This is a genomic window from Paenibacillus sp. NPDC058898 (assembly GCF_049316025.1).
Lineage (GTDB): Bacteria > Bacillota > Bacilli > Paenibacillales > Paenibacillaceae > Paenibacillus_AQ.
Genome location: NZ_JBMOSM010000013.1, coordinates 50,405 through 73,057 on the forward strand (window position 1 = coordinate 50,405; position 22,653 = coordinate 73,057).

A 22,653-nucleotide genomic window follows, 5' to 3' on the forward strand; every position below is an offset into this window, starting at 1 on the left:
GTATAACTGGAAGTGGAGAATCAGCGTAGATTTATTCCACGTCTAATGCGCTAGAGCACATTAGGCGCTTTCTTCTTGTTTCTTATCGTCTTCGTTACTTTTGGCTTGCAGTTCAGGAATCACTTTATCACGAACGACTTGCTCCGTAATGACGCAATCCTTAATATCATCTCTTGACGGCGCTTCGTACATCACATCCAGCATGATGCTTTCAATGATGGAACGCAGTCCGCGTGCGCCGGTATTGCGCTTAATGGCTTCGCGGGCAATTGCTTCTAGCGCACCTGGCTCAAATTTGAGGTTTACGTTGTCAAATTCAAGCAGCTTTTGGTACTGTTTTGTCAGCGCGTTTTTCGGCTCGGACAGAATCCGTACCAATGTTGCCTCATCCAGTGGTTCGAGCGTAGACACAACTGGCAGACGACCAACGAACTCCGGAATCAAGCCGAATTTCAGCAGATCTTCCGGCAGAACCATCGTCAGGTATTCACCTGGCTTAAGATCCTTCTGGTTTTCTCCGGCTGCATTAAAGCCGATGACCTTTTTACCGATCCGGCGTTTAATGTACTGCTCCAATCCGTCAAATGCACCGCCGCAAATGAACAGGATGTTCGTCGTATCGATCTGGATGAATTCCTGATGCGGATGCTTGCGTCCACCTTGCGGCGGCACGGAAGCAACGGTACCTTCAAGAATTTTCAGCAGGGCCTGCTGAACCCCTTCACCGGAAACGTCACGGGTAATGGACGGGTTCTCCGATTTACGAGCCACTTTATCGATCTCATCAATATAGATAATGCCGCGTTCCGCTTTTTCCACATCATAATCCGCTGCTTGAATCAGCTTCAGCAGAATGTTTTCAACATCCTCACCTACATAACCAGCTTCGGTCAGTGAAGTTGCATCTGCAATAGCGAACGGCACGTTGAGAATTTTGGCCATGGTTTGCGCGAGCAATGTTTTACCGGAACCTGTAGGTCCGAGCAGCAAAATATTACTCTTTTGCAATTCAACGTCCTCAATTTTGTTCTGGGTATTGATGCGCTTATAGTGATTGTAAACGGCAACGGAAAGGGACTTCTTCGCTTGATCCTGACCGATTACGTATTGATCCAGAATGTCACGAATATCACGAGGTTTCGGAATATCCTTCAGATCCACTTCTTCCTCATGGCCGAGTTCTTCCTCAACGATCTCTGAACACAAGTCAATACACTCATCACATATATAAACACCGGGCCCCGCAACCAGCTTGCGGACCTGCTCCTGCGATTTACCGCAGAAGGAGCACTTCAGCTGCCCTTTGTCATCGTTAAATTTAAACATGCTATTACCACCCCTTAAGATTTGGTCGGTGAAGACAGAACATCATCAATAATCCCGTACGCCTTCGCTTCCTCCGCGCTCATGAAAAAGTCGCGGTCCGTATCGCGTTCGATTTTTTCAAGGGGCTGACCCGTGCGCTCCACATAGATTTGATTCAGCTTATGTCTGGTCTTGATGATCCAATCTGCATGGATTTGGATATCGGATGCCTGACCTTGAATGCCTCCGAGCGGCTGATGAATCATCACTTCACTGTTCTCAAGAGCATAGCGTTTGCCTGGTGCTCCTGCAGTAAGCAACAGTGACCCCATGCTGGCAGCCATGCCAACGCAAATCGTGGACACATCAGGCTTGATCAACTGCATCGTATCATATATACCCATCCCGGCTGTAACCGAACCGCCAGGGGAATTGATGTACAAAGAGATGTCTTTTTCCGGATCTTCCGCAGCTAGAAACAGAAGCTGGGCGATGACAAGATTGGCAACATCGTCATCGATCGCACTGCTGAGGAATATTATGCGATCCTTCAGTAATCTTGAGTAGATATCGTAAGATCTTTCGCCTCGACTGGTTTGTTCCACAACCATAGGTACAAGACTCATGCGACCAACCTCTTTTCCTTGAAAAATATACTACAACGTTACAAAAGTTATTCTAACATGTTCACAGCACGATGTCATTTTTTAACCCTGCTTACATCCTATGAACTTGCCAAGAATTATATCCTGCCAACTTGTCTCATTATGTATGTCGAAATTAATAACCAATTCATGTCACATTTAGTATTAAATTGGCTATTCTTAGTTAAAAATAAGGCACGCATGAAATGTACGTGCCTTATCTAATGTGAGGGCAGCTTTTCGCAGCCGCCTATTTATTATTCTTCAGTTGCTTCTTTCTTCTCAACAGGAGCGCCTTCTACGCTGTTTTCCAACAAGAAGTCGATAGTTTTGCGAAGAAGCAGTTCTTCACGAAGGCTGTCAAGGGAACCGTTAGCACCCAAGATGCTGCGGATTTCATCAGCAGGACGTTTGTATGTGTCAGCCATGTTTTCCAGCTCTTTGTTGATTTCCTCTTCAGATACTTCGAGTTTTTCTTCTTTCGCGATTTGCTCGAGCACGAGGTTGTTGCGAACGCGTTTTGCAGCATCGTCCTTCATTTGACCTTCCAGATCGGCATTCGTTTGGCCGGAGAAGCTAAGGAACATTTCCAGGTTCATGCCTTGCTGGCGAAGACGGTTGTCGAAATCGCGCATCATGTTTTGAACTTCGGATTGAATCATAGCGTCAGGAATTTCAACATCAGCGTTAGCTGCTGCTTTTTCAACGGCTTCGTTCTCACGAACGCCTTGTGCTTCTTGCTCTTTGCGAGTCAGCAGTTGTTTCTTCAGATCTTCCTTGTACTCATCAAGCGTATCGAATTCACTTACGTCTTTAGCGAATTCATCATCCAGCTCAGGAAGCTGCTTGCGTTTGATTTCGTGAACTTTCACTTTGAAGATAGCTTGTTTGTTAGCCAAATCTTCAGCATGGTAGGTTTCAGGGAATGTCACTTCCACGTCTTTGAAGTCTCCAGTAGCCATTCCGATGACTTGATCTTCAAAACCTGGAATGAACGTGTTGCTTCCAAGCTCAAGGGAATAACGCTCAGCTTGTCCACCTTCGAAAGGAACGCCGTCAACGGAACCGTCAAAATCAATCACAACGATATCGCCAGACTGGGAAGCACCTTCGTCGATTACGGTAAGCTCAGCATGACGTTGTTGCAGACGCTCAAGCTCTTCGCTCAGTTCCTCGTCAGAAACCTCAGCAGCTACTGCAGCAACTTCAACACCTTTGTATTCGCCAAGTTTAACTTCTGGTTTTACCGTTACTCTTGCTTTGAACTTAAAAGTTTCGCCTTTAGCGAATTGCTCGATGTCCACTTCTGGACGATCCACAGGGAAGATATCCGCTTGTTCTACAGCTTCGCTGTATACTTCTGGAAGAAGGATGTCGATTGCATCCTGGTACAAGCTCTCAACGCCAAAACGAGCTTCGAAGATCGAGCGAGGTACTTTACCTTTACGGAATCCAGGTACATTTGCTTTTTTGGCTACTTTATTAAAAGCTTTGTCGAGGGCGGATGCAACGCGCTCCGCATCAACCTCAACGTCAAGAACCCCAAGGTTCTTCTCTATTTTTTCCCAAGTTGCTTTCATTTATGCTTTCCCCTCCAAAATAATTCACGTGGTCGACGCAATAATGTATCACGTACCGAATAACCACTATAGTATAAACAACATTAAATTCTTTTTCAAGGGCGAACCCTTATGCTACGATACCGTAAACGTTTTCCAACTCTCGCTAATCTTCCACGCCCGCAGCAACAAATTGTTTAAGAGATCGGTAGGCTCCCTCATAGCGGAACCGCATGGTGTCCGTTATGCCGTAGAGCGGGCGGATTTCCTCCTCATTGCGAAACCCTTTCAGACTCTCCGACACAATGTCATGCAGAGCAGCCGCCCATATGTCAAGCGTGGATTCTTCTTCATCCAGCATGGAATGGTAATCTTCGGTGCCGTAAATCGCCATGATGAACTGAGACCATAATTCCTGTGCAAAATAAAATAGTGTCGGTTCATGAATCTCAGTCTGATCGGCCACACGCTCCAAAATTTTCGAAATGGCGTCCGGGAAACTTCCTGGGTCCAAGGGAACCGAATCGATCTCAATCTCGACGGCTTCCTGCCCGCGATGAAGACTCACATTCCCTTCCATTCCTCTTCTCCGGAGCGTTTGCAACACCCGAAATTGCAGCAGCGGATGAAGCGGCGTATCATGCAGCCACTCGACCAAAATAGCGTCGATCTCCGGACGGTCCAAATAAGCGAGCTGTTCCAGCGCCAAAATGGTCTGCTCTGTCAGCGGCCCGTTCATGACCGAAGCCAGCAGCTTGTCGGCATATCCGGCATCCTGAGCGACTTTGTCCCTAACCATCTGCCTTGCCATTTCCGCTTCGTCCGGATCATCCTCCTCGGGCTCTGCTTCGGAATCAACCGAACGGGGGACAGCCTGTTCCGGAAATGCGGCTTCAAGCCAGTCGAGGAGCGAATTCCACTCTTCATAATGCCGTTCATTCTGTCCTCCGCATTTCAGCAGAAAGCGCAGAACCTCCATCGCTTCACCGTAACGTTCATTCTCGAGCATAACCGTAAGCTGAATCTGGTAATAATCCAGCGTCTTCGGAAACAGGATGATGTTCTTGTCCTCTTGTTCTTGGGAGTAAGAGTCCTTGATAAGGACACCTCCTTTCTAGTCCTGTTTTTCGTATTCGTTGATTATAGCATATGTACTGCCAAGTTTAAAAAAGGGCTGACATCCATCGTACTTGGCCACATCCGGCAACGGGTGGACGACTATCTTTATATAGTCCAGCGTATATTTTATCAATATAACCCGATATGCTGCTCTCATAATCTTGCGAACCAAAAAACTTTGCATCTTAAAATAATGATTGAATTTCTCCAGCGTATGTGATAATATATTTTTTGCTTGAAAAATTCCTATGTCCCAGTAGCTCAGCTGGATAGAGCAACGGCCTTCTAAGCCGTCGGTCAGGGGTTCGAATCCCTTCTGGGACGTAAAAAATGCACCGCCTCTTAGGGGCGGTGTTTTTGCGTCCACGGGGATGAGAACCCTATGAGGGGGCGTCGGAGCCTAAGCTTCGGGAGGACCACTTCGCAGTCGGACTGCAAGGCCGCATCCCTTCAGAGGCAATGTGGCATATGACTTCCAATAGCAGTTTCCCAACATCGCGCACAGAAAACAAACTCTATCGGACCGTAGGTACGTTATTTCAGAAAAAGCGGCCTAATTTAGAATTTAGCGGACACCACAGCCGTTATTTAGCAAATTCACAGGCAAATTACCCTCTTTTGTCATAAATAACGGACTTCAGGTCCGTTACCATACCTGTACGAGTGTTTTTTCCTCAATTAACGGCTCCTGAGTCCGTTAAGGCAACGCAACACGATCTCGCGGAGTTTTTGGCTGAGGATGTTATGCTTACGATTATCGATGGGCTCAGCTGCGCTGATCCATGACCTTACTGCAGCTCCATGTGAATAAGCGGGAATGGCTTCCCGGAGCCGTCCAGCTCGGAGCGGCCGATTTGCACGAATCCGTATTTTTTGTAAAAGGCATGGGCCTTGGGGTTCTGTTCATTCACATCGACTTGCAGCCTCCGCCCCTTCAGCTGTTCGGCATGCCGGATCAGATTCGTTCCCGCACCTTGTCCGTGATGGAGGGGATCCACGAACAGCATTTCGATTTTGGAACCATCCAGCCCTATAAATCCAACCGGCTCCTGTTCCGTATTTAAGCACACCCAGATCTCCACGGCTCTCAGAGCTCCGTTTTGCATCATGTCATAATAAAACCGGATGTCTTCCTCCGTCAGGAAATCGTGGGTTTGGGATACGGCACGATGCCACAGCTCCACCAACTGATCATGATACTCTTCTGCGTAAGGTGCTATAGGAAACGTCATTTTTCATCCACTCCCTTCCAAATTGTTCAGATCTCATAGAAATTCATGATATCGGTAAAATTGCTCTATACTATTATAAAGGAATCCGGTACATTAATCAGAGACTTTATCTTTGTCAGGAAGGAGAGATCAGCATTGCCATTATGGCTTGTATACGCATTGCTGTCGGCGGCCACGGCGGCACTAGTCGCTATTTTCGGAAAAATAGGACTGCAAAACATCGATGCCAATTCAGCAACGGCCATTCGCTCTGTCATCATGGCACTGTTTCTGTTGGGGGTCGTGGGGGTTCAGGGCAAATTCTCGGAACTTGGTGACATTCTGGTTCAGAAGAAAGCATTAAGCTTCATTGTGCTCAGCGGCATTGCGGGGGCATTGTCCTGGCTGTTTTATTTTCTCGCACTCAAATACGGCAAAGTATCGCAGGTCGGACCTATCGATAAATTGAGCGTTGTCATCGCGGTCATTCTGGCCTTTGTCTTTCTTGGAGAAAAGATATCCTGGATTAACGCAGCCGGCGTTGCACTCATTGCCATTGGCGCTCTTCTTGTTGCCGTTAAATAATGTTCTACATAAAACCGCTGCTCAGCGGCTTTTTATTCGCTTGTTTATTGCTAAAACCTATCAACATTATCACATTTATATATTTCTAATTATAAGGTAACCATGTCACAATGAGGATAATTCATGGGTGAAGGGGTGTTGTTATGTCAAAGCAAGTATGGAAAGCTTACGATTATGATCGGCAGTTATCGTTTGTCTCGGTTTATGGAAAAGGAGTGGCAGAACTTCTTGCGCCTCAACCCGGAGAACGGATTCTTGATCTCGGCTGCGGAACCGGTGATTTGGCTTATGAAATCTCCGCTTCGGGTGCTCATGTAACCGGCATGGATGATTCGGCCGAGATGATGGAGCGCGCCAAAAGCAAATATCCTGAATTGACGTTTATGACCGGAGACGGACAGAACTTCGAAACCGAAACGCCGTATGATGCCGTCTTCTCGAATGCCGCCCTACACTGGATGAAGGATGCTGCTGGTGTGGTACGCTCCGTCTATGGCGCACTCAAGCCCGGTGGTCGATTCGTCGCAGAGTTTGGTGGCAAGGGGAATATCGACGGAATTTACCAAGCCTTGAAAACAGTGTTCGCCGATCATTATGGAATTGATGCCGACAGCCGGAATCCGTGGTATTTTCCCAGCTTGGGCCAGTATGCGACCTTGCTTGAATCCCAAGGGTTCCACGTGCATATCGCCCATCACTTTGACCGTCCTACGAAGCTGTCTGAGGGCAAGGATGGCGTGAAGTATTGGCTGCTGCATTTTGGCGATCGTTTCTTCACTGGATTCTCGGCTGATGAGAAGGACGAAGCCATTGCCCGCATCAGCCAAGCTGCCCAAGCGACACTCTGGCATGAGGATGCGTTTTATGGAGATTACAGGCGCCTGCGTGTCTTTGCAGAGAAGGTTTAGTCATTTTAGGGTTGATTTTCTAAATAGAATGGTTAATAATATGAAAAACTTGAACATGTGATTTTCGTTGATTGGGAGAGTAACTGCACTTGACTTTAGTCCAAGCGAGCCGGGAGGGTGGAAACCGGTACAAAGTCGGCCGTGAAGCGGACCCAGGAGATGGTCTTCCGAAGTGAAATACTGTAGGAAGCCCCGGCTTACACCGTTATCGTAAAAAAGGTGGTTAAACCCTTCGGTTTAACAACAAGAGTGGTACCGCGAGCACAAGTCCTCGTCTCTTTAGGAGATGAGGGCTTTTTTGATTTTTCTGACGTGTTTTTTTCAAAAAGGGGGATTTAATTTGTTAAGTCATTTGATTACTTCAAGCCTTCAACAAGCTGTAAACCAGGTGTGTGAAGCCCTGGGCTCCAAACTGCCGGATTCCACTCCAATCCGGATTGAGCAGCCTGCCAGCATGGAGCATGGGGATTATGCCACCAATATTGCGATGCAGCTTGCGAAGCTGCTTCGTAAGGCTCCGATGCACATTGCCGAGCTGATTCAAGCCGAGCTTGAGCAGGACGCGTCGTACAAACAGCTGGTCTATTCCACGGAGATTGTAGCCCCAGGCTTTATGAATCTGCGTATCGATTGGGAATATTGGGCCGGGCACCACTTTGAACTGCCTCCGGCAGCTAACGAGAAGATTGTCATTGAGCACACTTCCATTAATCCGAACAAATCCGCCCATATCGGCCATCTAAGAAACTCCTGTATCGGAGATACGCTGGTCAGGTTGATGAGGAAGCTTGGTTACGAGGTAGAGGTTCATAATTATATCGACGACCTTGGCAATCAACTGGCAGATACGGTGGTTGGGATGCTCCACACGCCGCTATCGAAGGAACATGCCCGGTTCGGCGATTACTGCTGGGACGTGTACTCAAGTACCAATAAAGCCTATGAAAGGGAGCCTGGGCTGGTTCAGCATCGGACTGAGGTTCTGCACGCACTGGAAGAGGGCAACCAGAATTTATCCTGGATCGGACTGCTCGTTGCCGAGAGAATCGTCAAAGAGCATCTTGAAGAAATGAAGCAGTTCGGCATTGACTATGATCTGCTTGTGTGGGAGAGCAGCATTGTCAGAGAGGGATTTTGGTCGTCCGCTTTCGAGCTGTTGAAGAATACGCCGCTCTTCCATCAGGAAACCGAGGGTAAACTTGCAGGCTGCTGGGTGCTCAAGCAAACAGGAACGGAAGCCGTGGACGATCCGGAGTCAGACCACAGTATGGATAAAGTGCTCGTCCGCTCCAATGGCATTCTGACTTACACGGCCAAAGACATCGCCTACCACTTGTGGAAGTACGGTGTGCTCTCCAATGATTTTGTATACAAAAAATTCACGGATGAGGTGTGGACGACGAGTACCCATGGCGAGCAGCTCTCTTTCGGCAAAGCAGACATGGTCATCAACGTCATCGATTACAGACAGCAGTACCCGCAGGCGATGGTGAAGCAGGCACTGGAAAGCTTGGGATTCCATAAAGAGGCCGACAAGCTCCGTCATGTCAGCTACGGCGTTGTTTCGTTAAGCCCTTCTGCGGCTGCGGACCTCGGAATCGATACTACCGACGGGAAAGCGTCCTATGCGATGTCCGGACGTCAGGGAATCGGAATTAAAATCACCGAGCTTATCCACCAAGTAGCCAAGGTCATCGAAGATACCCGTTCCGATAAAAACGGTTTGTCCAGTCATACGATCGCAGCCGCCTCCATCCGTTACTACCTGCTTCGCTTTGCACTGCAAACCGAGGTGGTGTTCGATCTGAAGCAGGCCACTGAAATATCAGGAAATACGGGGGTATACCTGCTCTATTCCTACGCGCGTGCACTCAGCGTGCTCAATAAAGCTCAAGAAGCCGGTGTTGCGCCGTCTGTGCCTGCTCGGTTCCCTGCTATGGAAAAAGCGGAGCATGCTCTGCTTCGCCATATCAGTACCTGGCATGATACCCTATACGTCGCCGGGCGGGATCTATCCCCAAGCGCCATCTGCAACTTTACTTATGAGCTGTGCTCTTTGTTCAACAATTTTTATTCGGCATGCCCTATTCTAAAATCGGCGGATGAAGTGCTCCAATTCCGTGTATGGCTCACTTCCTTATTCAAGAACACCCTTGGCGAAGCGCTGGAGGTGCTGGGACTGCCCACGCCAAGCCGGATGTAAATCTCCCTCTGAAGAAATTAACGAATCATGCTGTATTTAAAAAAAGCCACCGTCTTGTTGAACAAGTACGGTGGCTATCTTAGATATTATTGCAATCCTCTGACGGTCAGTCTGACCTGGATACCATCTGCAGCTGGCTCTTCCTGCAGGGTCCAGTTGACAGCCAGCGCTTCCTTCAAGCGTGCGACCTGCTCCTCCTGGAACTTCAGCCCTTCAATAATGCCTTCACCTACACTAAAATCGGATTCCGAGCTGATGCAAAAGGCTTCCTCCAGCCAGATTTTCAACCCGTTGCGGGTGTTAAACGTAATTTTGTATCCCTCGCTAACGGCCTTCTCCAAATCTTCCCCATGCTCTCCGGCATAAGAGAACAGTTCCTCGTAGTGAAAATGACCATTGTTCGCGACTTGGAATCTTTCTACCTCGCCAGAGCGCACAGCCTCCAGCAGTTGGGAGGAAGTCAGCCCCGATTTTCTGGCATGCTCCAATAAAATGGCGGTATTTTGTGATATTTTAGTAAGCTGCATGCTCGATGCCTCCTCGATATGGTTCGTAAAATACTTTTTCTTCTATTATAAGGCGAAACCGCTAGGATGTCAGACACTTCTCAAAACATACGCTATATTCGCTCCCGATGTATTCACCAATTGGTTCAATCTGGGCATACCCCAGCTTCTTATAAACTGAACGGCTTCCTTCTGCGGCTCGCCTGTTTCCAAGCGCGAATCAGGCCGACTGCGAAATGCCCTCCCGAAGCTTAGCCTCCGACGAACCCCTACCAAGGGTTCTCATCCTCATGGACGCAAAAACACCGCCCTTTAGAGGCGGTGCCTTTTTACGTCCCAGAAGGGATTCGAACCCCTGACCGACGGCTTAGAAGGCCGTTGCTCTATCCAGCTGAGCTACTGGGACATATATGTATGAAAATCTTTTAAACAGTAACGAAGTATATTATATCGCATCTTTTGTATTTTTCAAAGAACTTTTTTTCGGAATGGTTCAGAACCGAATCAGGAGCGGGCTTACTGGGTAATATGTATATCATGAAAATGACTTCAGGAGCGTGATATCATGAGACAGCTTTTATCCTCTTTATCGTATTTCAGCATCTTCTTTGCCCCCTTCCTCCTTCCTCTCCTCGTATGGATTTTCTCCCCGGACGCCTATGTTGCCAAGCACGCCCGTCGCGCCCTGTTCTCGCACGTATTTCCCGTCATAGCAGCGATACCGCTGATTTACATGGCCGTTACCTCAGGGTCCTTCGGTTCCATCATTGGATACCTTATCCTCTTCGGCATCCTCTACTTCGGGGCTTTTGTTTATAACGTGATCATGGGCATTCAAGTGCTGAGGGAGCATGCTTATTGAGCATCTTATCCTAAAAGGACCATGCGGTTAACCGTATGGTCTTTCTTGTGTTATTTTGTTGTAATCAGTCCATTTTCTCATTGCCGTCTTCACTTCATAGCCCAGCGTGGATGCCACAAAAACGGCAGCGGCACCATTGTGGTGCCTTTCACCATCCGCGGTGCCGAATCCATACAAAAAGAGATCTGCCCATAGTGCCGGACAGATCTCTTCATTCTTCAAGGCTCTAGAAATATTGGGGTCCTTCACTGAGCCTATGATTCAACTGCTCATATAGCTGGCCTGTAGAAAGCAGCTGCTGCTTGAAGGCATCCCGGTCTTCCTCCGCGGTGGATTGAACGTCGTTCTCGAACGCTTCGTCCGTGGCATCAACAAATGCATCATGCATGCTGTTGTCGAACCAATCCACATCCGTGCTGGCGTTGCTGCGGACGATTTTCACCAGCTCATAGCCTCCCAGCGGGGAAGATGGCGTCAGATAAGCCAGCAATGCACTTTCTCCTTCCACTGCTGGATAGACCTCAACCTCAGCGCAAGGGGCACCGTTTACTTCCGTAATGCGGCGGATTTTTGCATCTCTGATTGCATACATCATACATTCTCCTTCATCAAGATGTGCAGGGACTGCACAATCCTTATTATTGTCATGTCAAATCCGAGAGCAATCGCAGCTCTTCCATTTGCTGGCGTGTGGCCGGTGTACCCAATTGATAAATGGTTCGATACACCTTGTCCAGGGAGGATTGAAACAGGGCATTGGTGCTTTGTTGCGGCGTATCCGCCCAAGGAAACATGTATCCCATCGCTTCTTCGTCCTTCTCCTGCATCATGTCCAGCTCAATCCGAACTTGATCCGCCTCTTCCTGCGTTGCTTCAATCTCCCATTCATAAGGGCTCGCTCCCTGTTCAGTCAACACAGAGCGGCTCTGTACGGAAACGTAATAGGTCGACTTATTCATGGACGCATCTCTCCTTCTCTTTGAATATTCGTCCTCTTTCTTAGTTTTCGTAAAAGGACAGACATTTTATGCCTTCCTTCGGCATATATCTGTATCACTTTGGCGACGTAGGATTAAAAAGATGGGACAGCGTATGACAAAGATAAAGAGAGGATGAACCGTCATGTGCGGAATAACCGGTTTTATACAATGGAGCGGCGATTTGACGCAGGATTCGCAGCTGCTGGTAAAAATGACAGAAAGTTTGGCTCACCGCGGACCTGACGGATCCGGCACTTGGATTTCCAACCCGTGCGCATTCGGTCACCGAAGACTCAGCGTGATCGACCCCGAAAATGGCGCTCAGCCGATGATCATTCATCAGGAAGAGGAAGTCTATGCCATTATATATAACGGGGAATTATATAACGCTGCGGAGCTTAAAGACGAATTGGTACAACGTGGTCATCGTTTCAATACCAAATGCGACACGGAAGTTTTGTTAGTATCCTATATCGAATGGGGCCCCGATTGTTTGGAACGCCTCAATGGAATATTTGCATTCGCCATTTGGGACAGCGTACGGGAACAGGTATTTCTGGCACGGGACCGAGTTGGAGTAAAACCCCTGTTCTACAGTTACATTGACGGAACGCTCGTATTCGGATCGGAACCAAAAGCATTGCTTCAACATCCGAAAGTGGAGCCTGTGGTCGGGGCAGAGGGGCTTGCTGAAGTATTTATTATCGGTCCGGCCCGAACCCCGGGACACGGTGTCTACAAGGATATTGCAGAGCTTCGTCCTGGTATGGCCATGATCTTTAACCGGGAAGGATTGCGCAAATATACTTACTGGAAACTGGAAAGCAAGCCCCATGAAGATGATGTCAATCAGACGGCAAGCTTCTTGCGCGATCTGCTGCGCGACACCGTTGAACGTCAGCTGGTATCCGATGTACCGGTCTGCTCGCTGTTATCCGGCGGGCTCGATTCCAGCGCGCTTTCCTCGCTGGCTGTCGATTACTACAAGCGGACGGGCCAAGGACAAGTGCACACCTACTCCGTCGATTATGTGGACAACAACAAACATTTTAAATCCCATTCCTTCCAGCCGGGTGCGGATGCGCCATGGATTAAACGGATGCACGAGGAGCTCAGCACAAACCACCATTGGATCGAATTCGACACCCCCGAACTGGTCGAAGCGCTAGATGTCACTACGCAGAAGCGGGACCTCCCGGGAATGGCTGACGTTGACGCCTCCTTGCTCCTCTTCTGCCGTGAGATTAAAAAAGACGCAACCGTCGCCATATCCGGTGAAGCCGCTGATGAAATATTCGGCGGTTACCCTTGGTTTCACCGGGAAGAAATGCTGAATTCCGGTACTTTCCCATGGTCTGTTGCCCCAGATATGAGAGCGGGGCTGTTGTCTGCCGAGATCCGGGACTGGATCAAGCCGCTGGATTACCTTGGAGACCGCTATACCGATGCCGTAGCCGAAGTGCCGAAGCTGGCCGGGGAGACCGGGCAGCAGGCCAAAATGCGGGTCATGTCCTATCTCAATATCACCCGTTTCATGCCAACGCTCCTCGATCGTAAAGACCGGATGAGTATGGGCGTTGGACTGGAGGTCCGCGTACCTTACACAGATCATCGACTGATCGACTATGTGTGGAACATTCCTTGGAGCATCAAAACGACAGGCGATCGTGAAAAAGGCATTCTGCGCAAAGCCCTTGAAGGTGTGCTTCCGGAAGATGTCCTGTACCGCAAAAAAAGCCCATATCCCAAAACTCACAATCCGAACTATCTGGCAGCCGTCAAAGCGCAGGTGCTGTCCATTCTGGACGATCCTTCTTCGCCGCTGCTTCCGCTCGTCGATACGGCACGAATCCGGGAGCTGGCTTCTTCGCCGGATGCGTCCTCCAATCTCCCTTGGTTCGGTCAATTGATGTCCGGTCCGCAGCTGTTCGCCTACCTGGCCCAGGTGCATTACTGGCTCAAAGAGTATAACGTATCCATACGTTAAGTCCTTATTGTTCTAAAAAATCAAAGAAACCATACCAGCAGCAGGCCGGTATGGTTTCTTTTTATAGCACCTTATTCGGTTATCGCGCCTGCAGGTCCGCTACAAGCTTGCGCAGTGCTTTTCCCCGATGGCTGATCTCCTGTTTCTCTTCCAGGGAAAGCTCGGCCATCGTCTTCTCATGGCTTGGCAGGTAGAACAGCGGGTCATATCCAAATCCGCCCTTTCCGGACGGATCCGACGTGATCCAGCCTTCAACGCTCCCCTCAGCCTCGAGCTTTTCTCCCGAGACCGGATCATACAGCACCAGCACACAGACAAATCGGGCCGGACTTAGCAAGGGCTGCTCCGTATCCTCACCGAGCCTTAATCGTTCCAATTCCCCGAGCAGCTTCTCGTTATTGTCCTCGTCCGCGCCGTGTTCGCCGGCATACCTCGCGGAATAAACGCCTGGCGCGCCGTTCAGCGCATCCACGCATAATCCGGAATCATCAGCCAGGACAGGCAATCCCAGTGCGTCGCCAACCGCCTTGGCTTTTTTAAATGCATTGGCTGCGAACGTTGCTCCATCCTCAACGACATCCGGCAGATCAGGGTAATCGTACATGCTCTTGACCTCCGTACCGAAAGCAGCAAAAGCATGCGCAAATTCCTTGACTTTCCCCTGATTGCGGGTAGCTACAATTAGCGTGTCTCCAAGTGTTAATGTCATGGGACTATACTCCAGTACCCGCATTCACGGAACCGATTTTAGCTGCGATGGGGCCAAGTGCCTCCTGCTGACGCTCGATGAGCTCGCGGATTCCCTGTTCCCCAAGCTCCAGGATCTGATCCAGCTCCTCACGAGAAAACGGGCTCTCTTCGCCAGTCCCCTGAACCTCAACGAATTTGCCGCTTCCGGTCATGACCAGATTCATATCTACCTTCGCTTTGGAATCCTCTTCATAGTTCAGATCCAGCAGCGCCTGTCCGCCAGCAATGCCCACGCTAATGGAGGCCAGGTAGTCCGTTATCGGAAATACCGCTAGTTTATGTTGTTCTGCAATTTTATTTACCGCTATGGCTAAAGCTACAAATGCTCCTGTAATGGAGGTGGTCCGCGTTCCGCCATCCGCCTGGATTACATCGCAGTCCAGCGTAATTGTCCGCTCGCCAAGAGCATGCAGATTCACAACAGACCTAAGCGCTCTGCCGATCAGCCGCTGAATTTCCATCGTCCGGCCACTGAGTTTACCGCGATTGGCTTCCCGTTGGTTCCGGGATTGTGTTGCGCGCGGCAGCATTGAGTATTCAGCCGTCACCCAGCCCTTTCCTTGTCCTTTCAGAAACGGGGGAACCTTCTCATCCACGGTCGCCGTAATCAGCACCTTGGTGTCTCCCATCTCGATGTACACGGAGCCTTCCGCATATTTATTCACATGGGTCGATAAATTCATCGGTCGAAGCTCATCGCTCTTACGTCCGTTAGATCTCATGTTTTCTGCCTCCTACTTCTTATCGCAATCCTGATTAGCATTCCCTATTCTACCAAAGTGCAGGCACAAAAGCACCTTTTCCGGCGCATATTTCAAAGATAACGGTGAAGCGTCAAATCGAAATTTCGTTAATGAACTCCGGACGGCCGACAGGCTCGCTATAATTGCGGCTATCCGTTCCAACCACCTCAGAGAGATCATTCATCCGAATTTTCACCTTCGCATCATCCGAATTCTCGGCTACGGTTAGCACGACGGCCTGCAGCAATTCGGTTGGAACCTGCTCTCCCTGCTCAAACATGCTGTCCTGAAGCGATACGGTAACAGCGCCGTCCTCACCTTTTTCCACCGATGCAACGGTGGTATCGTCCGGGATGACCTCGACAAGCCCATCACCATAATGCGGTCCCCGGATCAGTTCATTCAAGGCAGCCTTAACCGCATCCTGTCCGGTTGGAACAAGTCTTGTAACAGGTACATAATACTGAATGCCGTCAGGCGTCACGGAAGAGAAATAAACGGTAACCGGCGAAGAGGAAGTATACAATGCGTCATCCGCCTTTTGAAGGTTGATACCCATCGCACGTGAAAGCGGACGGTCCAGCGGCGTGTGGTTGACTGGCATTTCCGTCAGTTTGACTCCGTCCACCCATACCTGCATCGACTCGATGCCTTCGTGTCCCGTCAGCGTCCACGTCAACGCCTCCAAGATTCTTCGTTCATCTGCCGCTTGATACTCCGTAAACGATTTATTGAATTCAACAACGGCCAATTTACTCTCCGGATCAACCGTCACATTATGGATCTGCGTACCGGCAGGCAATACCGCCTGGAAGCCCTGTGGAACATAGCCAGCATAGCGGCCTCCGTTCACAAGCACTTCAAGAGATTCTTTCACTGCGCTTGCACCTTCTACCTTCGGAATACCCAAGGTTACAGGTGCCAGCATTCCCCGCGCATCCGAAAGATAAACCGTTGTCTGCGTGCCAATGTCTCCTTGTGCCGCTGTGGATCCGGTCGTGTTCAGCATCTGCTTCTCCACTTGCGCAGGCGGCGGGTCAATCGCCTCCGATTGCTTCCCGGAAAACACGCCGCAGCCGGACAACACGATCGGAACAGCAAGCAGCCCGGCGGCGGAAAGCCTGCGAAGATTACGATTACTACGTTTCATGTATTGTTCCTCCCTAACATTTTTTTGTACAGGTTGTACTCCTATGTATACGAGCCCTTTCCAAAAAAATAACTCGCAGTTTTGTCCTTTCTGGACAAAGGAGGGTGGAAAAAGTACAATCGTCGTAAGCATCTTCATCAACCACGAAAATGAGGTGAGTTCCATCATGGCAGAAAACGATTCAAACATTCCATACAGTCTGAACAGCAAGAAGGTAGCGGAAGCGACACGGAGCCTGCTGCATAAGCGTGGAATCAAGTTGGAGGAAATCGCTGAACTAGTGATGATCCTTCAGAAAAAATACTACCCGAATTTGACTATGGAAGAATGCATGGAGAATGTGGATGCCGTACTTAGCAAACGCGAAGTCCAAAACGCGGTGTTAACCGGAATTCAATTAGATATTTTGGCGGAGGAAGGCAATCTCATATCCCCGCTTCAAGAAATGCTGGCCAATGACGAAGGGTTATACGGCGTGGATGAAATCCTGGCATTTTCCATCGTTAACGTATATGGAAGCATCGGCTTCACGAACTACGGGTATATTGACAAGCTCAAGCCCGGCATTCTCGAGCAATTGAATGATAAATCAAGCGGCCGTGTACATACCTTCCTCGACGATATCGTCGGCGCGGTTGCCGCGGCCGCCAGCAGCCGGATCGCCCATCGCAAGCAAGCGGAGCGGGAGATCGAGCTGTTCGGAACGACCGAAGAGCTTCCAAAAGAATAAACCACTCTCCCAAAAAAGGAGATTCTCACAGAATGCGAATCTCCTTTTTCCCTGCCTATCAGAAGGAAGGAACTCACCGAACCTATCCTATTCCAATCGTGAACTGGGTGATTTCAAAGAATGATAGACGATTGCAGTAGAAAGCATTTTAGCATTTCGGGCCGGAACGATGAGTTTCTTCTATAATAAGCAGGCCTCCGCTAACCAAGAAGAAGGCTCTTCTCACCTATGAAAAAACGGGCTGTCCAATCACGTAAATCGGTAAATCTATCTAGTCATTTTCCAAGCATTCATCATATGCTATGATGAAGAACATTCCAATAGAGCACCTATGGAAACCCCGCCAAACCTATGGCGGGGTTCTTTTTTTAGATTTTGTAATAGAGATAGATTATCTATTCACACCGACTTTAACAGGAGAAACATTCCAGATGTCGGATGCATAACGGTGAATCGTGTTATCACTGGAGAAATGTCCCGAGTGTGCGATATTTACAATTGACTTCTCGGTCCAGGATCCACTATTCAAATAAGCATCATCGATATTCGACTGGGTTGCCACATAACTGGCAAAGTCCGCTAATACAAAAAACTCATCGTTATGATCCAGCAGGGACTGAAGAATCTGACCAAACTCCAACTCATGACAGCAAAACGGTCCTGAGGATATCAACTGATTCAGCACGCGGGCGATTCTCGGATCCTGCTCATACCGTTCCCTGGATACATAAGCTCCCGTCCTGTAATACTCGAGCACTTCCTCCAGCTTCAAACCGAACAGGAACATATTCTCATTGCCGAGCAGCTCAAACATCTCCACGTTAGCCCCATCCAGCGTGCCGATGGTCAACGCACCGTTCATCATGAACTTCATGTTTCCCGTGCCGGATGCCTCCTTGCCAGCCGTGGAAATCTGCTCGCTCACATCGGCTGCGGGAATAATCTTCTCCGCCAGAGACACCGAATAATTTTCCAGAAACAGCACCTGGAGTTTGTCATTGACCTGCGGATCCTTATTGACGACTTCGGCAACGACATTAATGAGTTTGATGATGCTTTTGGCCAGATAGTAACCCGGCGCTGCCTTCGCTCCAAAAATGACGGTACGGGGAACGCGCTCCGCGCTTGGCTGATCCTTAATCTCATTATACACGTGCATCACTCGTAAAATATTCAACAATTGCCGCTTATAACCGTGCAGCCGCTTCACATGGACATCGAATATGGAATCGGGATTGATCACGATCCCTTGCTTATTCGCGATATATTCGGCAAGCCGTTCTTTATTACTCCGTTTGATCCGCTGAATCCCCTGCTGAAAGGCGGTGTCGGTCTTAAGTGACTTGAGCTGGATCAATTGATGAGGATCCGTGATCCATGAAGTGCCGATACCGTCGCAGACCAATTGACTCAGGCCGGGGTTGCTGTGCATCAGCCAGCGCCGGTGGGTAATCCCGTTGGTTTTATTACTGAATCGCTCCGGATACAGCTCATAATGAGGCTTCATCACCTGGGTCTTCAGCAGTTCCGTGTGCAGCGCAGCTACGCCGTTCACATGATAGCTACCCACAATCGCCAGATTGGCCATGCGGATCTGGTCGCTTTCGATGATGGCGAGCTGCGATATGCGCTCATGGTCCCCTGGATAGCGTTCCAGCAGCATGCCGCAGAAGCGTTTATTGATCTCTTCAATCATCATGTAAATGCGCGGCAGCAGCTCACGAACCATGCCGGCAGGCCATTTTTCCAACGCTTCGCTAAGCAAGGTGTGGTTCGTGTAGGATACGGTCCGGCTCGCGATGTCCCAGGCCTCATCCCAACCGAAGCCCTTGTCATCGATCAGAATCCGCATCAGCTCCGGAATCACCAGCGTCGGGTGGGTATCATTGATATGAATGGCAACATGCTCGGGAAGTTCATGATAGGTCCGTCCCAGCTTGTCGAACGTTCTAAGAATGCTTTGAACGCCTGCGGAACAGAGGAAGTACTGCTGTTTCAGCCGAAGGAGCTTGCCTTCGTATGCCGAATCATCCGGGTACAAAAACTCCGATATCGATTCGACCGAACGGTTATATTCCAAAAATTTATAATAGCTGTTATGATGATGGGCCGAACGGATTCTGGATATATCCGAAGCGGACTCGGCGCTCCACAGCCGCAGCGTATTTACCTGCCCCTCGCCATAACCGATCACCGGAACGTCGTACGGTACAGCCTGAACACGCTCATAATCCACCGTGTGAAATACGGTTCGCCCCTCCTGCACATCCACTTCCACGCGGCCCCAGAATTGGACTTCCACCGCCTTGTCAGCCCGCCGCTCTTCCCAGACGTTGCCCCGCTGGAGCCAATTGTCCGGCAGCTCGACTTGATGGCCGTCAATAATCTTCTGCTCAAACAATCCGTACTTATATCGGATGCCGCATCCATGGCCTGCATAGCTTAGCGACGCCAACGAATCGAGAAAACATGCCGCAAGGCGTCCGAGCCCCCCATTGCCGAGGCCTGCGTCCGGTTCCTGCTCCTCAATCTCTTCCAAATTCCATCCCAGGTCCAAAAGGCCGCTGCGGACCATATCCAGCACGCCCAGGTTCAGCAGATTGTTTCCCAGCAGCCGCCCGATCAAAAATTCGAGCGAGAAATAATACACCTGCTTCTGCCCGGTATCCCGGTATATCCGATTGGCAGCCGCCCATTCCCGTCCGACATACTCCCGGATCATGCCGCCGAGTATTTTGTATACATCCTCAGCCGTCGCTTCCTCAAGTCCCTTCCCCAACCGACTCACCAACTGCTCCGTAAAGACCTGCTTGAATGTTTCCTTGTTGTTAAACAAAAGAAAGTTCCTCCTGACGGATTCGTATTATTTTGCGATTAAATCGAGATGTCCTTGGCAATGACAAAAGGTTTGCGAAAATCGCCTTGAAGCTTATGATCCCGCGAGATCATCACATCTTTATCGAGTATGACGTTCTCCAGCCTCACGTTCTCGCCAATGACGCATTTTTGCATGATGATGGAGTTATGGATGCTTGCGCCTCGCTTTACCTGCACCCCGCGGAACAGGATGCTGTTCTTCACTTCCCCGTCGATCTGGCAACCGTTGGCGACCAGCGCGTTGCTCACATCGGCAGAATTCAAATATTTGGCGGGAACCTCATACTTGATCTTGGTGTGGACCGCCTGCTTGCGGAACAAGCTGTTGTATGCCTTCGGATTCAACAGATTCATGCTGGTTCGGTAATAGCTTTCGAGCGAGTTGATCACCGCGTGATACCCAAGGTATTCATATCCCGCAATGTTCAGCTTGTGTCGGTTATGCATAATCGCGTCCCGGAAGAAGTGATTGCCCCCATGTGCGATGCAATGATCGGCCATCTCAAGAAACCGCGATTTCTCCATCACGAACATCTCCATGTATACCGCATCTTGCTTGTGATCGTAATGAATATCCGTGACCATGCCGTCCTCATCGACATCGAGCCGGGTGCAGGAACGATGCTCTTCCCTCGGCGTATTTACCCTTGTATAAACAAGCGTCACGTCGGCGCCCTGCTCCAAATGGTATTCGTACACCTCGTTCAAATCGACCGTACTGATATGCTGGCTGCCGGAGTGCACGATATGCTTCGCAGCTCCCCGCTCAAAAAAATCGAGATTGTTATAAATATGCCGCAGCTCGCCGGCGGACACATCCGCTTCATCATTCCAATCCGGCGGAAGTATGAATAGGCCGCCCCGTTTGCGATGCATATCCCACGGCCTGCCTTCACCCAGATGATCCATCAGGGATCGGTATTTCCTGCGAACGAACAGCGCAATATCCTCAATGCCCGCATGCATCATATTGGACATTACAAAGTCGATCAGGCGATACCTTCCCGCGAATGGCACAGCAGCCCCGCACCGGTAATACGTCAATTCACTCAGCACATCCCGTTCATGCTCCAAATTAATGATACCCATGAGTTCTCTCATCTGCGAATCCCGTCCTAACCTTGATTATTATGGGACGAAGACGACGATTGAAGCAGCTTCAGGACGTCTTCATCTTGATCGCTTACAAGCACGATCCGGGATGGATCTTCCTCAGGCGGGCCGATGACGGCATAATCTTGAATAACCATGTCCTCGGTCACAATCGCCCGGTGTATTCGTACATGGCTGCCAATGCGCACCTTGGGCATGATGACGGAATCGGTAATGACGCTGCCTTCCCCCACCTCCACCCCATAAAAGAGGACCGAATGTTCGACCTCGCCGCATACGGTGCAGCCCTCGTTAATCATGCTGTTCCGGACGACGCCGGTTGGAGAAATATACTCTGCGGGCTGATTCGGGTTCCGGGTATAAATGCGCCACAGCGGATCGTTCAAGTCCAGCTTGGGCTGCTCGCAGAGCAGATCCATGTTAGCTTCCCATAGGCTCTCGATGGTGCCGACGTCCTTCCAGTACCCTTCAAACGGATAAGCGTACAGCGTTTTTCCGTCCTCCAGCATGCTCGGCAGAATGTCTTTGCCAAAATCATGGCTTGTATCCGGAAGCTCCGCATTCTGCAGTAAATAGGATCGCAGCAGCTTCCAGCGAAACAGATAAACGCCCATGGATGCCGTCGTACTCCTCGGGTGCGCAGGCTTCTCCTCGAACTCGAAAATCCGGTAGTTCTCATCCGTATTCACCATGCCGAACCGCTTCGCTTCATCCAGGCTCACCTCAATGACGGAGATGGTGCAATCGGCATCCTTCTCCTTGTGATAAGTCAGCATCCGGTCGTAATCCATCTTATAGATGTGATCTCCCGACAAAATCAAAACGTGGTCGGGATCGTACTGGTCAATAAACTTGAGGTTCCGATAAATCGCATCCGCCGTCCCGCGGTACCAGGTCGTCCCGTCCTCGCGTTCATGAGGCGGGAGCACGAATACGCCCCCATTCAACCGGTCCATATCCCAATCGCTTCCTACGCCAATGTAAGAATGCAGAACCAGTGGTTCATACTGGGTTAACACCCCGACCGTGTCGATTCCCGAATGGGAGCAGTTGCTCAGCGGAAAATCAATAATCCGGTATGTACCCCCAAAATAAACAGCCGGCTTGGCCAGCGTCTTCGTCAGACCTTTCAGCCGTTTGCCTTGACCTCCTGCGAGCAGCATGGCGACCACATCTTTTTTCTTCATGACAGATTCTCCTTTAAGGGGCTTTATAAGATACGAATCCTATAACATGAAAATTGCGGATTGAACCTTGGGAAAGCTTCGATACGAATATGGTGGAGTGGATCATGGTGATGAGTGATTTAGAAAAAAAGCTTGAGGGAATGCCCTGCTTAAACAGCAAGGTATATCAACTATATGCGGGGTGGAGAGAAACTCTGACTCTAATCAGGGGAACGTCCCCGTCTCAGGTATGAA

General features: G+C 49.6%; 21 protein-coding genes, 2 tRNA genes and 1 other annotated feature. Of the genes, 7 read left to right on the top strand and 16 right to left on the bottom strand.

All coding sequences use genetic code 11. The features are described 5' to 3' along the window. Positions 1-60: 60 nt before the first annotated feature. The 4 genes from clpX to ACOZB4_RS26910 form a co-directional block, all read right to left on the bottom strand. Positions 61-1,326, bottom strand: coding sequence for an ATP-dependent protease ATP-binding subunit ClpX (gene clpX, locus ACOZB4_RS26895; RefSeq protein WP_076323107.1), 1,266 nt, complete (start codon positions 1,324-1,326; stop codon positions 61-63). Positions 1,327-1,340: 14 nt separating this feature from the next. Further along, the gene (clpP, locus tag ACOZB4_RS26900) at positions 1,341-1,931 is read right to left on the bottom strand and encodes an ATP-dependent Clp endopeptidase proteolytic subunit ClpP (protein WP_006208779.1); all 591 of its coding nucleotides are present in this window, start codon (positions 1,929-1,931) and stop codon (positions 1,341-1,343) included. Positions 1,932-2,206: 275 nt separating this feature from the next. After that, positions 2,207-3,529 (bottom strand): trigger factor, encoded by a 1,323-nt coding sequence (tig, locus tag ACOZB4_RS26905; RefSeq protein ID WP_379411190.1) that lies wholly within the window; start codon positions 3,527-3,529, stop codon positions 2,207-2,209. A gap of 145 nt (positions 3,530-3,674) precedes the next feature. Further along, positions 3,675-4,517, bottom strand: a complete 843-nt coding sequence (locus tag ACOZB4_RS26910; protein ID WP_339292658.1) for a hypothetical protein — start codon at positions 4,515-4,517, stop codon at positions 3,675-3,677. Positions 4,518-4,877: 360 nt separating this feature from the next. On the opposite strand from ACOZB4_RS26910, the gene ACOZB4_RS26915 reads away from it, so the two are divergent. After that, a tRNA-Arg gene (locus ACOZB4_RS26915) sits at positions 4,878-4,951 on the top strand. 464 nt (positions 4,952-5,415) lie between these two features. On the opposite strand, the gene ACOZB4_RS26920 is transcribed toward ACOZB4_RS26915, so the two are convergent. Continuing rightward, positions 5,416-5,859, bottom strand: coding sequence for an acetyltransferase (locus ACOZB4_RS26920; protein WP_379411193.1), 444 nt, complete (start codon positions 5,857-5,859; stop codon positions 5,416-5,418). Between the two features lie 135 nt (positions 5,860-5,994). Here ACOZB4_RS26920 and ACOZB4_RS26925 point away from each other — a divergent pair, with 135 nt between their 5' ends. The 3 genes from ACOZB4_RS26925 to ACOZB4_RS26935 all read left to right on the top strand — a co-directional run bounded on the left by ACOZB4_RS26925 (position 5,995) and on the right by ACOZB4_RS26935 (position 9,534). Then, positions 5,995-6,423, top strand: a complete 429-nt coding sequence (locus tag ACOZB4_RS26925) for an EamA family transporter (RefSeq protein WP_379411196.1) — start codon at positions 5,995-5,997, stop codon at positions 6,421-6,423. Between the two features lie 143 nt (positions 6,424-6,566). Beyond that, positions 6,567-7,331: a class I SAM-dependent methyltransferase gene (locus ACOZB4_RS26930; protein WP_379411199.1), complete on the top strand. Its 765-nt coding sequence runs from the start codon at positions 6,567-6,569 to the stop codon at positions 7,329-7,331. A gap of 58 nt (positions 7,332-7,389) precedes the next feature. After that, positions 7,390-7,613 (top strand) — a binding site (T-box leader). 58 nt (positions 7,614-7,671) lie between these two features. Further along, positions 7,672-9,534: an arginine--tRNA ligase gene (locus ACOZB4_RS26935; RefSeq protein WP_379411201.1), complete on the top strand. Its 1,863-nt coding sequence runs from the start codon at positions 7,672-7,674 to the stop codon at positions 9,532-9,534. Positions 9,535-9,620: 86 nt separating this feature from the next. Here ACOZB4_RS26935 and ACOZB4_RS26940 read toward each other — a convergent pair whose 3' ends face one another. Beyond that, positions 9,621-10,061 (bottom strand): hypothetical protein, encoded by a 441-nt coding sequence (locus ACOZB4_RS26940; protein ID WP_379411203.1) that lies wholly within the window; start codon positions 10,059-10,061, stop codon positions 9,621-9,623. Positions 10,062-10,372: 311 nt separating this feature from the next. Beyond that, a tRNA-Arg gene (locus ACOZB4_RS26945) sits at positions 10,373-10,446 on the bottom strand. A 159-nt stretch (positions 10,447-10,605) separates the two neighbouring features. On the opposite strand from ACOZB4_RS26945, the gene ACOZB4_RS26950 reads away from it, so the two are divergent. Then, positions 10,606-10,902 (top strand): DUF4870 domain-containing protein, encoded by a 297-nt coding sequence (locus tag ACOZB4_RS26950; RefSeq protein WP_076323100.1) that lies wholly within the window; start codon positions 10,606-10,608, stop codon positions 10,900-10,902. A 27-nt stretch (positions 10,903-10,929) separates the two neighbouring features. Here ACOZB4_RS26950 and ACOZB4_RS26955 read toward each other — a convergent pair whose 3' ends face one another. The 3 genes from ACOZB4_RS26955 to ACOZB4_RS26965 are packed head-to-tail and all read right to left on the bottom strand — an operon-like array spanning position 10,930 to position 11,861. After that, the gene (locus tag ACOZB4_RS26955) at positions 10,930-11,124 is read right to left on the bottom strand and encodes a hypothetical protein (protein WP_379411206.1); all 195 of its coding nucleotides are present in this window, start codon (positions 11,122-11,124) and stop codon (positions 10,930-10,932) included. Between the two features lie 4 nt (positions 11,125-11,128). Further along, a complete protein-coding gene (locus ACOZB4_RS26960; RefSeq protein WP_076323099.1) occupies positions 11,129-11,494 on the bottom strand; it encodes a hypothetical protein in 366 nt (121 codons plus the stop codon). A gap of 52 nt (positions 11,495-11,546) precedes the next feature. Beyond that, complete coding sequence (locus tag ACOZB4_RS26965; protein WP_379411209.1) at positions 11,547-11,861, bottom strand: hypothetical protein; 315 nt, start codon at positions 11,859-11,861, stop codon at positions 11,547-11,549. Positions 11,862-12,024: 163 nt separating this feature from the next. Between ACOZB4_RS26965 and asnB the strand changes: the two genes are divergently transcribed. After that, positions 12,025-13,869, top strand: coding sequence for an asparagine synthase (glutamine-hydrolyzing) (asnB, locus tag ACOZB4_RS26970; RefSeq protein WP_379411213.1), 1,845 nt, complete (start codon positions 12,025-12,027; stop codon positions 13,867-13,869). Positions 13,870-13,948: 79 nt separating this feature from the next. Here asnB and ACOZB4_RS26975 read toward each other — a convergent pair whose 3' ends face one another. The 3 genes from ACOZB4_RS26975 to ACOZB4_RS26985 form a co-directional block, all read right to left on the bottom strand. Next, positions 13,949-14,578, bottom strand: a complete 630-nt coding sequence (locus tag ACOZB4_RS26975) for an XTP/dITP diphosphatase (RefSeq protein ID WP_379411219.1) — start codon at positions 14,576-14,578, stop codon at positions 13,949-13,951. Between the two features lie 4 nt (positions 14,579-14,582). Then, a complete protein-coding gene (gene rph, locus ACOZB4_RS26980) occupies positions 14,583-15,341 on the bottom strand; it encodes a ribonuclease PH (protein ID WP_076323095.1) in 759 nt (252 codons plus the stop codon). Between the two features lie 112 nt (positions 15,342-15,453). Further along, complete coding sequence (locus ACOZB4_RS26985) at positions 15,454-16,512, bottom strand: GerMN domain-containing protein (RefSeq protein ID WP_339271536.1); 1,059 nt, start codon at positions 16,510-16,512, stop codon at positions 15,454-15,456. 166 nt (positions 16,513-16,678) lie between these two features. Between ACOZB4_RS26985 and ACOZB4_RS26990 the strand changes: the two genes are divergently transcribed. Beyond that, the gene (locus ACOZB4_RS26990) at positions 16,679-17,242 is read left to right on the top strand and encodes a phosphatidylglycerophosphatase A family protein (RefSeq protein WP_076323093.1); all 564 of its coding nucleotides are present in this window, start codon (positions 16,679-16,681) and stop codon (positions 17,240-17,242) included. Positions 17,243-17,633: 391 nt separating this feature from the next. Here the strand turns inward: ACOZB4_RS26990 and ACOZB4_RS26995 are convergent, their stop codons facing one another. Genes ACOZB4_RS26995 through ACOZB4_RS27005 form a run of 3 tightly spaced genes read right to left on the bottom strand, consistent with a single transcriptional unit; the run spans position 17,634 to position 22,419 of the window. Then, positions 17,634-20,078: a glycogen/starch/alpha-glucan phosphorylase gene (locus ACOZB4_RS26995; RefSeq protein WP_379411229.1), complete on the bottom strand. Its 2,445-nt coding sequence runs from the start codon at positions 20,076-20,078 to the stop codon at positions 17,634-17,636. Between the two features lie 38 nt (positions 20,079-20,116). Further along, a complete protein-coding gene (glgD, locus tag ACOZB4_RS27000) occupies positions 20,117-21,220 on the bottom strand; it encodes a glucose-1-phosphate adenylyltransferase subunit GlgD (protein WP_379411232.1) in 1,104 nt (367 codons plus the stop codon). A gap of 14 nt (positions 21,221-21,234) precedes the next feature. After that, positions 21,235-22,419, bottom strand: a complete 1,185-nt coding sequence (locus tag ACOZB4_RS27005; protein ID WP_379411235.1) for a glucose-1-phosphate adenylyltransferase — start codon at positions 22,417-22,419, stop codon at positions 21,235-21,237. Positions 22,420-22,653: the final 234 nt, after the last annotated feature.

Bases quoted from the DNA above. Each gene is read 5' to 3' on its own strand.
- clpX (WP_076323107.1), bottom strand. From the start codon at position 1,326: ATGTTTAAATTTAACGATGACAAAGGGCAGCTGAAGTGCTCCTTCTGC.
- clpP (WP_006208779.1), bottom strand. From the start codon at position 1,931: ATGAGTCTTGTACCTATGGTTGTGGAACAAACCAGTCGAGGCGAAAGA.
- tig (WP_379411190.1), bottom strand. From the start codon at position 3,529: ATGAAAGCAACTTGGGAAAAAATAGAGAAGAACCTTGGGGTTCTTGAC.
- ACOZB4_RS26910 (WP_339292658.1), bottom strand. From the start codon at position 4,517: ATGCTCGAGAATGAACGTTACGGTGAAGCGATGGAGGTTCTGCGCTTT.
- ACOZB4_RS26920 (WP_379411193.1), bottom strand. From the start codon at position 5,859: ATGACGTTTCCTATAGCACCTTACGCAGAAGAGTATCATGATCAGTTG.
- ACOZB4_RS26930 (WP_379411199.1), top strand. From the start codon at position 6,567: ATGTCAAAGCAAGTATGGAAAGCTTACGATTATGATCGGCAGTTATCG.
- ACOZB4_RS26940 (WP_379411203.1), bottom strand. From the start codon at position 10,061: ATGCAGCTTACTAAAATATCACAAAATACCGCCATTTTATTGGAGCAT.
- ACOZB4_RS26950 (WP_076323100.1), top strand. From the start codon at position 10,606: ATGAGACAGCTTTTATCCTCTTTATCGTATTTCAGCATCTTCTTTGCC.
- ACOZB4_RS26960 (WP_076323099.1), bottom strand. From the start codon at position 11,494: ATGTATGCAATCAGAGATGCAAAAATCCGCCGCATTACGGAAGTAAAC.
- ACOZB4_RS26965 (WP_379411209.1), bottom strand. From the start codon at position 11,861: ATGAATAAGTCGACCTATTACGTTTCCGTACAGAGCCGCTCTGTGTTG.
- asnB (WP_379411213.1), top strand. From the start codon at position 12,025: ATGTGCGGAATAACCGGTTTTATACAATGGAGCGGCGATTTGACGCAG.
- ACOZB4_RS26975 (WP_379411219.1), bottom strand. From the start codon at position 14,578: ATGACATTAACACTTGGAGACACGCTAATTGTAGCTACCCGCAATCAG.
- rph (WP_076323095.1), bottom strand. From the start codon at position 15,341: ATGAGATCTAACGGACGTAAGAGCGATGAGCTTCGACCGATGAATTTA.
- ACOZB4_RS26985 (WP_339271536.1), bottom strand. From the start codon at position 16,512: ATGAAACGTAGTAATCGTAATCTTCGCAGGCTTTCCGCCGCCGGGCTG.
- ACOZB4_RS26990 (WP_076323093.1), top strand. From the start codon at position 16,679: ATGGCAGAAAACGATTCAAACATTCCATACAGTCTGAACAGCAAGAAG.
- glgD (WP_379411232.1), bottom strand. From the start codon at position 21,220: ATGAGAGAACTCATGGGTATCATTAATTTGGAGCATGAACGGGATGTG.
- ACOZB4_RS27005 (WP_379411235.1), bottom strand. From the start codon at position 22,419: ATGAAGAAAAAAGATGTGGTCGCCATGCTGCTCGCAGGAGGTCAAGGC.